Below are 12,147 nucleotides of genomic sequence, written 5' to 3'. Positions count from 1 at the left end.
GCTCCCGAAAAAACTTCCGCGTTTCATAACGAAGGGCAACGACAAGTCGTGTTCTCGCCTCGCCGCTGCGCCGCCGTCCTGGCCTCCGCTCTGCTCATGGGCCTCGCGCTCCCGCACGCCCCGGCCACCGCCGCCGCCAGCAAGGCGTCGAAGCCCGCCGTGAAGACCGCCACGCCGGCCAAGGCGACCACGACCAAGACCACCACCGCGACCAAGACCACCACCGCGGCGAAGACCACCACGGCCAAGACGACGGTGAAGGCCGCCGAGGCCCCGGCCGTGCCGACCCTGGCCTCCCGCATGGCCGCGGTGAAGACCGCCAAGTCGCTCAACTACTACCCGTCCGGCGCGGGCTGGTCGAAGATGTGGATGAACTGGGACCCCGCCAAGGTCGACGCGGACCTGGCCAAGGCCGACGCGCTCGGCGCCGACAACGTGCGGATCATCATCTTCCCGACCACGTTCGGCTGGCCCAAGCCGTACGACGCCTACCAGCAGCGCCTGGCCCAGTTCGTGAACATGGCCTCGGCCCGCGGCATGACCGTCAAGTTCACCCTGTTCGACTGGTGGGACGGGTACGAGGAGGTCGCCAACAGCGTCAACTGGGCGAACACGCTGCTCAAGCCGTACAAGGACGACAAGCGCGTGATCTCCGTCGAGCTGCAGAACGAGTTCAACGCGGGCGACTCGGCGGCCGTCGGCTGGGCCAAGAAGATGGTCCCGGCGATGCGCTCGTCGTTCCCGACCATGCCGCTGACCTTCTCGGTGGACGGCACCTCGGGCGCCCCGGGCATGGCGAAGATCAAGTCCGCGATGTCCTCGACCCCGATCGACTACTACGACTTCCACCTGTACGGCAACTCCGAGCGCGCCCTCGCGATCATCAAGAACGCGCAGGCCACTGTCGCGCCGTACCCGATGGTGATCGGCGAGACGGGCCTCAACACCCTGCAGAACACCGAGGGTGAGCAGGCCGCGTTCCTGGCCCGCGTGTTCGAGGCGGCCGAGGTCGCCGGCGTGCAGTCGGTGGCGCCGTGGACCCTGAACGACTTCGCCCAGGGCGCCATCCCGTCCTCGGCCGTTTCCCGCATCCCGGCCCAGTACAGCTACGGCCTCTACCGCCTCGACGGCTCCGCCAAGCCGGCCGCCGCCGTGGTCAAGGCGGGCTGGACCAACACGAACATGCCCGCGAGCCTGATGGACCCGAGCTTCGAGGCCGGCCTCAACCTGACCCCGTGGCGCGCCTACATGCCCGAGCTGGGCCTGGCCGTCAAGACCCAGAGCATGGCCCGTACGGGCAAGTGGTCGGTCAGCATGACCAACACCGGCAAGACCGCGGCGGGTTCGCCGTCCTACCGGGTCGCCCCGATCGTGCCGGTCAAGCCCGGTCAGAAGTGGCACGGCGAGGTGTGGGCCCGCGGCAACGCGGCCACGGGCACCACCAACATCGCGCTGAGCTGGTTCGACGCGAACGACAAGTGGCTCGGCGGCGCCACCTCGACGTGGCTGCCGGTCGGCACCACCGGCTGGACCAAGCTGGTCGTCGACGGGGCGGCCCCGGCCGGCTCGGCCAGCATGCAGGTTCACCTCAAGTCGGGCGAGAACACCGGCACGGTCTGGTTCGACGACGCGGTGATCTCCGCGTCCTGAGCTGAAGCGGACAGGTCGGGAGCGACCGCGACGGGCACGCCCATCCGGGCGAACAAGCGAGTGAAGGCGGCCACCGATTTCTCCCACGAGGAGGGGTCGGGGTGCCGCCTTCCGGCGTTCGCGCTCGCGGAGACGATCGCGGAGCCCAGCGCCGACGGCGACCCGGCGGCCACGAACGTCGTGCCGGAGTACTCGGAGGCCGCCTCGACGAGCCCGCCCACCGAGGTGACGACGACCGGCAGACCGTGACTCATCGCGATGTGCAGCGGCCCGCTGGCCGAGCTACGCCGATAGGGCAGCACGACCACATCGGCGGCGGCGAAGAACCCGTCCACCTCGGAGTCGGCCACATAGCGGTTGACGAAGGTGATCCGATCGGCGGCAGGCGAGTCCGCGATCATCGCCGCGGGCAGAGTCCACCCCTCCCACGTCTCCCCCACAACGGTGAGCGTGTAGTGCGACGGCAGCCGGCCAAAAACCTCAACAAGATCTTCGAGCCCCTTGTACGGGCGGATAGTCCCGAAGAAAAGCAGGCGAACTTGATCATGGGGAGAAGGGGCGGCGGGCGCGGAAACGGAGGAGGGAGTGGGCGTGGGAGCGGTGGAGAAAGCGGGCGCGGAGGAGGGAGTGGGCGCGGGAGCGGACGGGAAGGCGGGCGCGGAGGAGGGAGTGGGCGCGGGAGCGGCCGCGGTGGGCTGAGGGGTGGGAGTGGGTGTGGGATCGGCGGCGCGGCGGGCCGGTGGGACCGCCGAGCTGTCGTGGTGGTCGAACGGGCCGTGGAGCGCGATCTCGTCCGGCACGCCGGTGAGGTCGTATGTGGAGCGGACTGCGACGCGGTCGAAGGCGGAGTGGACGATGACGCCGTCGGTGCGGGAAAGCAGGAGCTTGATGAGTTTGCGGCAATAGAGGCCGGCCCATTTGTGCTGGGCCTCGCCCGTGTCCTGCACCTCGTGGAACTCGACGACCACCCGGATCCCGAGCGCGCGGGCGGCCAGGCAGAGCACCAGATACGAGTGCAGCACCGCGCCGGTCCACCACTGCAGCACGAGCACTTCGGGTCGGAACGAGCGCAGGAATCGCACCGCGCGGATCAGGCTGGGCACGCCCCACCAGTCGATCCCGTCGAAGACCTCGACCCGGGGATCGTACGAGAGGGCATTGAGCTGCTGACCGACGCGCGCCCGCCCGGGATAGAGCCGCGTGGGCAGCAGTTGCCGCATGAGGATCGCGCCGACCTCGTAGCGCTCGGCCAACGCGTTGCTCAGCCGGCAGGTGTAGTAGCTGATGCCGGAGAGGAAGCGCCAGCCCGAGCCGACGACAACGATTCGGGTGCGGCCGTCAAGAGGCGGTGGCGATGCAGGCACGGTAGACCTCCTCGATCTGCGGGACGACGCGGGCGGCGGTGTAGTCGAGCCCGCGGCGGTGGCCGGCCGTGCGCAGCCGCGCGGTCAGGCCGGGGTCGGTGAGCAGCCGCCGGATCGCGGTTACGAGCGCGTCCGCGTCGCCCACGGGCACCTGCAGGCCGCTCTCGCCGTCGCGGATCATGTCGGCCAGGCCGCCCGCCGCGGTGGCGATCAGCGGGGTGCCGGCCAGCAGGGCCTCGACCGCGACCTGGCCCATCGGCTCCATGACCGAGGGCACCACGCCCGCCGCCGCGCCGTGCCAGGCCGCCATCACCTCGGGGTGCGGCACGTTGTGGCGCACGATCACGCCGTCGGGGATGGGCGGGGTGTCGTCGCGGGGCGTCCCGACGCAGACCAGCGTGGGGGCGTCGCCATCCGGCAAAAGGCGCCGGTACGCCTCGAAGAGCACGTCGATTCCCTTGTGCGGCCCGAGCGCGCCCACGAAGAGCAGGTACGGCCGGTCGGGCAGCCAGGCCGGGCGGGGCGTGTTGCGGGCCAGCTCGTCCAGCCCGTCCGGCACCAGCGACGTGATCACCTGGACCGGCAAGTCACCCGGGAGCCGGCCCCGGCTGACCCCCTCGGCGACGGCCGGCGAGATCGCGGTCAGCGCGTCGATCCCCCGGTGCCGCTGGGCCCGCAGCGCGCTCGTGAGCAGCGCCGACTTCGGCCGTCCGTACTGCGGGGTCGCGCACGGCACACACTGACCGAGCCGCGGCCCGGAACACGTACGGCCGTTGCGGGCAAAGGTCTTCTTGACGCACGTGAAGCCGAAGTCGTGGGCCGTGTGCACGTGCGGCAGGCCGCCGCGGCCGTAGCGCAGGGGCAGGTAGCTGTACATCATCCAGTCGTGGCTGTGCACCACGTCGTATTCGCCGTCGCGGAGCACCCGCCGGATCGCCGCGGTGGTCAGCGGGTCGGCCGTGGTCGGGTGGAACGGCTTGCCCGCGTCCGCGTTCATGCCCGGCAGCAGGGTGTTGGCCACGCTGCGCACGCGTTTCACCCGTACGCCCCGGATCTGTTCGTCGTGGGCGGCGAGCGGTGTCGCCAGCGTGAGCACGGTGACCTCGTGCCCGCGCCGCACCAGCTCCTCGCTGCTGGTGGCGATGCTGCGCTCGAGCCCGCCGATCACGGGCGCGTACAGGTTGGACAGGTGCAGAATCTTCATGCAGTGGGGGCCTTTCGCCAGGAACGGACGGAACGAAGCGCGACGACGAGGGCGCCCGCGGTCTGGCCGACGAGCCAGGCGATGCCCGCGGCCTCGATGCCGGTGCCGGGCAGCCAGAGCCAGGTCAGGGTCACGCAGACGGTGGCCATCAGCAGGTTGAGCCGCAGGCAGCGGCGGAACTCACCGAGCGAGCGCCAGTGCGCGACGGCCAGGTTGGTGATCGCGTCGGGCAGCGCGGCCAGCACGAGGATCTTGAGCAGCAGCGCGCCCTCGGCGGCGTAGCCCGCGCTGAACAGCCCGAGGATCCGCTCGCCGGCGAAGAACAGCACCAGCGCCGGCAGCCCGGTCACGGCCAGCACCACGACCGAGGCCCGGGGCAGGCCGGCCGCGGCCGCGTTGGTGCGCTCGGCGTAGAGCGCGGAGGCGACCGCGGGCGACACCATGAACAGCACCGACGCGGTCATCCAGGCCACGTAGAACTGGGCGTTGGCCTCCGCCCCGAGCCGGGCGGTGACCAGCACCGGCAGCAGCGCGGTGGGCCCGGCCTGGGCCAGGTTGATCAGGTGGTGGCCGCTCAGCGAGCCCTGCACGTGCCGCAGCTCGGCGCCGATCCCGGCCGCGGTGAGCCGGGCCCCGGGCCGCAGCCGGCCCAGCATCGTGGTCATCGTGTACGCCGTGACCGCGAGCGACGGCAGCGTCCAGGCCAGCAGCACGACGCCCGCCCCGCCGTAGCCGGCCCAGGTCAGCAGGCCCAGCGTGGCCAGCTTGCCGGCGGCCAGGGCCAGGTTGCGGGTGAACATGCCGTGGCTGGCCCGGTGGGCGACGAAGACGTTGTCGAGCAGCGTCGTGGCGGTCAGCGCGACCGACGTGACGACCAGCGCGGCGACGCCGGACGAGCTGCGCAGGAAGGCGAAGTTCCCGGCGATCGAGGGCAGCACCCCGGCCGCCGCGAACGAGACGGCCGCGGTCGCCCCGCACCCGGTGAGCAGCCCGGCGCCGACGATCCGCGACCATTCCAGTACGCCGGTGCCGGGCAGCCGCTGGATGAACATGTGCCCGAGGCCCAGGTTGGACACCATGCTGACCACGGTCGAGACGGAGATCAGCGCGGTGGCCGTGCCGATCGCCGGCTGGGCCAGCTGACGCGCCGCCAGCAGCCAGTAGAGGTAGCCGAGCCCCGCCGTGCCGACCGTGCTCGCCATGATCAGCACGCTGTTGCGGGCCAGGGAGTCGCGCGAGACGGTCCTCAGCATTTCGCAGGTCCCCGGCCGTAGAAGACGGTGCTGGTCGTGCCCAGGCTGATCTCGATGCGGTGCAGGCAGCCGTCGGGCGGGGCGGGCACGAAGACCTCGACGGCATCGGTGGCGTCGGGCGCGACGGCCAGCGGACGGCCCGCGACGAGCCGCGCCCCGACCCGCACCCGCAGCGGCGCGGTCGCGGCCGGCAGCCCGGCGCTGCTCACCCGCAACCGGACGTGCAGGCCGTGGGCCGGGATGGCGACCGGCCGGTCGATCTCGGCCGCCCACCCGGTGAGCGCGACGCTCATGTAGCCCGGCTGCGGCGGGTGCGGCAGCCGGTCGTACGCCTGCAGGGCGAGGAACCCGGCGATCAGCGTGAGCGAGGCGGGCAGCACGACCGCGCCGATCATGCGGGGCAGCCGCGGATCGGCCGCGGCGCCGGTGGCCCGCTCGCGCACCAGCACGACCGCGCCGAGCAGGGTGACCAGCCCGGCGAGGCCGATCGCGACCGAGCGGGGGCCGATCGGGATGCCGCCGACGTGCAGCGTGAGGGTCACCAGGGGCAGGCTGACCAGCCCGGCCGCGGTGGCCAGGCCGATCCGGTGCACCGGGGGCATGCCCTCGCCGGTCAGCGCGCGCAGCCAGAGCTCGCCGATCGCGGCCAGGGCGGCCAGGCAGACGGCCGCCGGCAGCCAGGGCAGCCCGGCGACGAAGGCCAGCAGGAGCAGGGCGGCGTAGACGGCCGCCACCAGGCGGACAGTGGTCACCGGCGGGCCCTGTACGAGGAGAAGTCGAACCGGTAGATCGCGATGTTGCCGCTGTCGTAGATCTTGATGGTCCACGGCGTCCGGTCGAACTTGGTGAGCTGACCCAGCGTGAACGCGGGCCGGCCGTCGTGCGGGACGGGCTCGTTGGTCTCGAAGTAGATCTGGATCTCGGGCACCTCCCGCGCCATCCGCCGGTCGACGATGAGATAGCCGAACTTCCAGGAGCTCAGCTGCTCGATCAGGCGCGGCGGGATGTCCTGGTCGGGCTGGGCCAGATACAGGTCGTACGTGCGGAACGACTGCGACCCGGTGACCGGCCGCTGCTCCCCGTACGAGCCGAAGATGAGCCCGGAGTAGCGGTCGGCGACGATCCGCAGGTCCCGGCCCTGGGTCTCGTGCAGCCAGGCGGAGGCGGCGGCCACCTCGGGGGTGGACGAGCGGGTGTCCGAGCCGAAGACGGGCGGGCCGGGGAACCGGTAGGACGGGTTCATGCCGGCCGCGGTGTTGCCGACCAGCCCGACCGTGCAGGCCGCGAGCAGGGCCACGGCGACGGCGACGCGGGCCGTCCGGCGGGTCGCGTGGTCGAGCAGGGCCACCACGACCGGGGCCACCACCACGGCGATCCCGAGATAGCTGAACGCCCACGAGCGGCGGGCACCCTCGGCGCCGGACGGGGTGAGGATGAGCAGGGCGGCCGGGAAGTAGAGCGAGCCGAGCACCAGCATGGCGAGCGCCCCCGTACGGGAGACCGCGTCGCCCGTACGCCGATAACGCAGCCGCCACAGGGCCGCGGCCATCGCCGCCCCGGCCAGCCCCTGCGCGCCGAACGCGGCGTACCGCTCCCACCAGGGCGCGATCGACTCGCGGAACAGGGTGCGCTTGCCCGAGCCGCTGCTCCCGGCCATGCCGGCGACCTGGTCGAGCGCCTTGGCCAGATAGGGGTCGAGGTAGCCGGCCGTGCGGGGCGCGACCACGGCCAGGTAGGTCACCACGAGCACGGCGGCCGAGCCGGTCAGCACCCAGGCGGTCCAGGTGACCGCGCGCGGGTGGCTGCGGCGCAACGCCCGCGCGGTGGCCACGGCGCAGAGGATCAGCATGACGCCGAGCAGGCCGAGGGCGGTCAGGTGGTGGGTGGCGATCGTCGCGGCCGAAAGCACCAGCGTGACCGCGGACCAGCCGAGGCGGGCCCGTCCGGCCGGCCCGCGCATCGCCCGGTGCAGCGCGACCAGCGTCCACACCAGCAGCGGGATGGCCAGCGACTCGTAGCCGAACTGGGTGTCGAAGAACAGGAACGAGCTGTTCAGGCTGTAGAGGACGGCGGCCACCGCGGCGACCCGGCCGTCCTGCCAGATCTCCTCGGCCAGCACGGCCACGCCCAGCACGACGAGCAGGTGCGCGGTGATCAGCACGAACAGCGCCCCGTGCCAGATCGAGACGCCGGTCAGCGCCGAGATCGAGGCGACCGTCGAGTGCAGGCCGGGGAAGTCGCCGACGACCTTGACGATCGGGTTCTGCTCGAAGAGCCGGCCGTCGAGGAGGATCTGGTGCGCCTGCCGCCAGTGCGCGAACTCGTCGTGATAGAGCGGCCCGTCCGGCGTGCGCAGCAGTTTGGGCAGGTAGGTGAAGCCCGCGTACGCGGTCAGCACTGCCACGCGCAGCCGGGCGCTCGAGCCGTGGCGCACCAGCCAGGCCACCGCGGGCAGGGTGAAGACCAGCAGGCCCAGCCAGAACAGCCCGAACTGGTCGCCGGTGTCCCACTCGGCGGCCCGGTTGGCCGCCACGAGCAGCGCGGACCCGGCCAGCCCGGTCACGACCAGGGTGGCCGTGCAGGCCAGGGCGGGCCGCCGGGACGCCGGGGCGGGCGTCTCGGGCGGGCTCGCGACGGCCCGGGCGAGGCCCTCCTCGACTGCCGGCTGGGTCAGCGTCATCGGTCGCCGGCTCCGGCACCGGCCTTGGCCTGCTGGATGACGTGGACCGGCGGGGCCACGCTCGTGTAGATCTCCCGGGTCGCCAGCACGACGTCGCTCCACGTGGGCAGCGCGTTGCGGCCCTGCTCGTCCCGGTCGGTGGCCGCCGCGACCTGCAGCGCGTCGGCCAGCGCGACCTCGTCGTCCGGGTTGACCAGCCAGAGCGGGGCGCCGGGGGCGGTCATCGCGGCCAGCTCGCGGTGGGCCGGGATGAAGGACGCGACGGTCGGGATGCCGGCGGTCAGCGCGTCGGCCACCGCCATGCCGAACGCCTCGTGGGCCGAGGCCGAGACCACGGCCGCGGCCGACGCCATCCGGGCGTGGAAGGCGCCGTCGGGCAGGCGGCCGTGGAAGACGACCCGGTCCGGCCCCAGGCCGAGACGGGCGGCGAGCTGTTCCCACTCCTCGGCGGCGGGCCCGGCGCCCACCACGTCGAGCCGGTGGTCGGCGGGCAGCTGGGTCATGGCCCGGATCACCCGGTCGACCCGCTTGTAGCGCTCGAGCCGGCCGACGCAGAGGATGCTGCGGCCGGGCTCGGGCCCGGCCACCAGGTCGGGGGCCGGGTCGGTGCCGTTGGGCACGACCACCATGCGGCCCCGCGCCTCGGGGAAGTGGCCGATCAGCAGCTCCCGCTCGGCCCGGGTGACGCAGATGATCCGGCTCGAGCGGGCCAGCACCCGGCGGCCGAGCGGGCGATAGATCGGGTGCAGGGCGGCGCGCAGCCGGCTGTGCCCGGTGCCGTGATAGTGCGGCGTGAAGACCAGCGGGGTGCGGTTGGTCAGCGCGGCCGGCAGCGCGGCCAGGGCGTGATAGCTGTGCGCGTGCAGCACGTCGTAGCGGCCCGCGTTGCGGCGCAGCCATTTCCACAGCGCCACCGAGAACCGGTAGTTGGCGGCCGAGACGGTGAGCGGGAAGCGGCGGACCACGACGCCGTCGATCGTCTCGACCGAGCCGACGGCGTGCTGGGTCAGCACCTCGACCTCGTCGCCGGTGGCCACCAGCGCGGCGCACAGCCGGCGGACATGGGTCTCCACACCGCCGACCTCGGGGTGGTAGGCGCTCGTGACGACGCCGATCCTCACCGGGTCCGCTCCGGCGCGCGGGCGGCGGCCGAGCGCCGGCGCGGCCACTCGCGGGCGATGGTGCGCAGCACCCGCATGCCGTCGGTGAACGCGTTGAGGTTGCTCTCGCCGTGGATGCGCTGCTGCTCGAAGCTGGGCACCTCGACGATGCGCAGCCGGGCCCGGGCCGCACGCAGGTTGAGCAGGGTCTCGATCTCGAAGCCGTCGCCCCACAGGCGGCCGTCGGCCGGGGTCGTGCTGTCGAGGCCGAAGACGTCGAGATGGCGGGCCCAGAAGGCGTTGTAGCCGTAGCAGAGGTCGCTGTACCGCGTACGGAAGAGGATGTTGACCATCAGGCTCAGGCCGAGGTTGCCCAGGCGGCGCAGCCGGGTGATGTCGGCGCTGCCGCCGCTGCCCGAGAAGCGGGAGCCCTTGGCGAAGTCGGCGCCGGCCCGCAGCGCCGCGATGAAGCTCGGGATCTCCTTGGGGTCGGTCGACCCGTCGGCGTCGATCATGACGATGATGTCGCCCGTGGCGGCGGCGAACCCGCAGGCCAGCGCGTTGCCCTTGCCGCGGCGGTTCTGCTGCACGATGCGGACGCCGGGCATCAGGCGGCGGGCGACGTCGACCGTGTCGTCGGTCGAGCCGCCGTCGACCAGGATGACCTCGTCGACCTGGGGCAGCGCGGCCATCACGTGCGGGAGGTTGAGGGCCTCGTTCAGCGCCGGGATGATGATGCTGACCAGCGGCTCACCCGCGGTCGCGAGCACCGGGGGCGGCAGCTCGGTTCCCGCTCCGGCCTCAGGGCGAATGTAGGGGACCGTCGACATACTTCTTCTCCAAGACTCGGTGGGGACGACAAGTGCCGCCGGCACCGGCCGCGGATCGGCCGGCACCGGCGAATTACCTGGTCAGGCTTCCGACCCCTGGAGGTTCCAGGAGTAGATGTCCTGCTTCGACAGGCCGGTTCCGGTCGAGCCGGTGAAGCCGACCCAGGCCGCGTCGCTGCCGACGTGCCCGGCCAGGTCGATCTCGTGCTCGAGCACCAGCCGCTCCCGGGAGCCGGGCTTCAGCGCCTTGACGTAGACGCGCAGCAGCTCTTCCTCGGCGTTGTAGACGACCCGGGCGGTGAACGGCCGGCCGTACAGCGCGATCGGCGCCTCGGCCGTGGCGGCCTGGTAGTCCGGGTTGCCGCCGAGCACCACGGCGAGGTGGTTGCGGCTCGAGTCGTACGAGTTCTGATAGATGTCGAACTCGACGGCCAGGCTCGGCTTGATCCCGCGGTAGCCCAGGCCGCCACCCCAGCCGCCGAGCGCCCGCGGGCCCTCGGTCTGCACGACGAACGCGATGCCGTCGGCGCCCGGCCGGAAGTGATGCAGGTAGACCTTGAAGGTCGACTCGAACGACTCGGTGACGTCGAGCTGGGTGGTCGACCAGGCCGACCCGGACTGCCGGTAACCGCCCGGGGTCAGCCGCAGGATCTTCTGCCGCACCTTGTCGCCCGACGACAGGATCAGGTCGGCTGCCCCGTTGCGGTCGAGGCTCTTGGCCGCGCCTTTGAAGGTCGGGTAGTCGATCAGCGGATCATTGTCGGCGCCGAACGCGGGTGCCCCCGCCGTGGCTATCGAGAGGGTCAGGGCGGCGATGAGCCCGCCGCGGGCCAGACGCGAGGAACGTGAAGAAGACACGGTTCTGCGCTCCATTTCGGATAATTTGCCCCACTAGGACGTCGCCTAAGGTAGGACAGCGCGCAGAGCCGCGTGACCGAGTCGAGACTATTTGCTCCGGATAGGATGCATTCGGTCCGTTACCCACTGATGGAACGCCCCGATGTGATGCTCGCTGGGCACGAGCACACCCCCTTGCGCGTACGCCCGGGAGCTCATCGACGGCTGGCAGCGCTCGCAGGCCTCGAAGTCCTGCCGGTTGACCCGGTCGAACAGCTCGACCGAGCGGCTCAGGTCGGCCCCCGACGCGACCACCTCGGGCAGGAACAACCAGTCGCACTCGACGATCGTGCGGTCGGCGGCCAGCGGGAACATCCGGTGGACGATGGCGTGGTCGGGCACCAGGTTGACGAAGACCTGCGGCTTGATCGTGATCGCGTAGTAGCGGCGGTCCTGCTCGGCGGCGATCGTGCCGATCGTGGTCACGCCGGGGCTGCCGTCGACCGTGAACCCCTCGACGTCGCGGCCGAACTCGGCGCCGTGCCCCACGTAGTACTGCGCGGCGTAGCCCCCGGCGAACTCGGGCAGCACGTGCACGAGCTCGGGGTGGATCGTCGAGCAGTGGTAGCACTCCATGAAGTTCTCGATGATCAGCTTCCAGTTGGCCGCCACGTCGTACCGGATCCGGCGGCCCACCCGCAGCTCGGGCAGGCGGTAGCGGTCGATCGAGGCGAGGTCACCGAGCCGCTCGGCGCACGCTCCCATCACGTCTTGGTCGAACGACGGCGGCGCGTCGGCCAGGCACACCCAGACGTAGCCCAGCCACTCCCGCACGTGCACCGTGCGCAGGCCGTACTCGACCCGGTCGACGTCCGGCATCTTGACCAGGTTGGGCGCCGCCACCAGCCGGCCGTCCAGCCCGTACGCCCAGGCGTGATACATGCACTTGAAGGTCCGCTTGACCGAGCCCGACTCCTCGGCGCACAGCCGCGCCCCGCGATGCCGGCACACGTTGAGGAACGCCCGCGCCACCCCGTCGCCGGACCGGGTCACCAGCACGCTCTCCCGGCCGACCTCGACCGTACGGAAGGCTCCGGGGGTGCCCACGTCGGCCGAGCGCACGACGCAGAACCACATGCGCTCGAAAATGAGCTCCTGCTCGCGCGCGAAGATCGACGGGTCGGTGTAGTGGTGGCCGGCGAGCGTCGGGATCAGCGACGAGGTCATGG

10 protein-coding genes are annotated in these 12,147 nt (G+C 72.0%); 1 reads left to right on the top strand and 9 read right to left on the bottom strand.

Features of this window, described 5'->3' with window-relative positions; translation table 11 throughout:
- Window positions 1-48 precede the first annotated feature (48 nt).
- Window positions 49-1,650, top strand: a complete 1,602-nt coding sequence (locus tag JKJ07_RS06560) for a glycoside hydrolase 5 family protein (RefSeq protein WP_307834146.1) — start codon at window positions 49-51, stop codon at window positions 1,648-1,650.
- Here JKJ07_RS06560 and JKJ07_RS06555 read toward each other — a convergent pair.
- The 9 genes from JKJ07_RS06555 to JKJ07_RS06515 form a co-directional block, all read right to left on the bottom strand.
- Entirely contained in the window at window positions 1,584-3,014 is a 1,431-nt protein-coding gene (locus JKJ07_RS06555; RefSeq protein WP_307834145.1) for a glycosyltransferase, read from the bottom strand. The two genes, JKJ07_RS06560 and JKJ07_RS06555, sit on opposite strands and share 67 nt — an antisense overlap.
- Complete coding sequence (locus tag JKJ07_RS06550) at window positions 2,989-4,218, bottom strand: glycosyltransferase family 4 protein (protein ID WP_202990323.1); 1,230 nt, start codon at window positions 4,216-4,218, stop codon at window positions 2,989-2,991. Before JKJ07_RS06550 ends, JKJ07_RS06555 begins: the two co-directional genes overlap by 26 nt.
- On the bottom strand, window positions 4,215-5,471 hold the full coding sequence (locus JKJ07_RS06545) for a lipopolysaccharide biosynthesis protein (protein ID WP_202990322.1): 1,257 nt from the start codon (window positions 5,469-5,471) through the stop codon (window positions 4,215-4,217). Before JKJ07_RS06545 ends, JKJ07_RS06550 begins: the two co-directional genes overlap by 4 nt.
- Entirely contained in the window at window positions 5,465-6,223 is a 759-nt protein-coding gene (locus JKJ07_RS06540; protein ID WP_202990321.1) for a hypothetical protein, read from the bottom strand. The genes JKJ07_RS06545 and JKJ07_RS06540 overlap by 7 nt, the downstream gene beginning before the upstream one ends.
- Entirely contained in the window at window positions 6,220-8,151 is a 1,932-nt protein-coding gene (locus tag JKJ07_RS06535) for a putative glycosyltransferase family protein (RefSeq protein WP_202990320.1), read from the bottom strand. Before JKJ07_RS06535 ends, JKJ07_RS06540 begins: the two co-directional genes overlap by 4 nt.
- A complete protein-coding gene (locus JKJ07_RS06530) occupies window positions 8,148-9,272 on the bottom strand; it encodes a glycosyltransferase family 4 protein (protein ID WP_307834144.1) in 1,125 nt (374 codons plus the stop codon). The genes JKJ07_RS06535 and JKJ07_RS06530 overlap by 4 nt, the downstream gene beginning before the upstream one ends.
- Complete coding sequence (locus JKJ07_RS06525; RefSeq protein WP_202990318.1) at window positions 9,269-10,081, bottom strand: glycosyltransferase family 2 protein; 813 nt, start codon at window positions 10,079-10,081, stop codon at window positions 9,269-9,271. The genes JKJ07_RS06530 and JKJ07_RS06525 overlap by 4 nt, the downstream gene beginning before the upstream one ends.
- An 81-nt stretch (window positions 10,082-10,162) precedes the next feature.
- A complete protein-coding gene (locus JKJ07_RS06520) occupies window positions 10,163-10,954 on the bottom strand; it encodes an L-type lectin-domain containing protein (RefSeq protein WP_236028448.1) in 792 nt (263 codons plus the stop codon).
- Window positions 10,955-11,026: 72 nt separating this feature from the next.
- Window positions 11,027-12,145, bottom strand: a complete 1,119-nt coding sequence (locus tag JKJ07_RS06515; RefSeq protein ID WP_202990317.1) for an aromatic ring-hydroxylating oxygenase subunit alpha — start codon at window positions 12,143-12,145, stop codon at window positions 11,027-11,029.
- Window positions 12,146-12,147: the final 2 nt, after the last annotated feature.

The organism is Paractinoplanes lichenicola, from assembly GCF_016785085.1.
Classification (GTDB): domain Bacteria; phylum Actinomycetota; class Actinomycetes; order Mycobacteriales; family Micromonosporaceae; genus Actinoplanes; species Actinoplanes lichenicola.
Note: the sequence above shows the minus strand (reverse complement) of the source record. Positions and strands in the feature narration are given on the sequence as shown.

What these genes read in the sequence shown, in the direction of transcription:
- JKJ07_RS06550 (WP_202990323.1), bottom strand. Translation starts at nt 4,218, where the DNA reads ATGAAGATTCTGCACCTGTCCAACCTGTACGCGCCCGTGATCGGCGGG.
- JKJ07_RS06545 (WP_202990322.1), bottom strand. Translation starts at nt 5,471, where the DNA reads ATGCTGAGGACCGTCTCGCGCGACTCCCTGGCCCGCAACAGCGTGCTG.
- JKJ07_RS06535 (WP_202990320.1), bottom strand. Translation starts at nt 8,151, where the DNA reads ATGACGCTGACCCAGCCGGCAGTCGAGGAGGGCCTCGCCCGGGCCGTC.
- JKJ07_RS06525 (WP_202990318.1), bottom strand. Translation starts at nt 10,081, where the DNA reads ATGTCGACGGTCCCCTACATTCGCCCTGAGGCCGGAGCGGGAACCGAG.
- JKJ07_RS06520 (WP_236028448.1), bottom strand. Translation starts at nt 10,954, where the DNA reads ATGGAGCGCAGAACCGTGTCTTCTTCACGTTCCTCGCGTCTGGCCCGC.
- JKJ07_RS06515 (WP_202990317.1), bottom strand. Translation starts at nt 12,145, where the DNA reads ATGACCTCGTCGCTGATCCCGACGCTCGCCGGCCACCACTACACCGAC.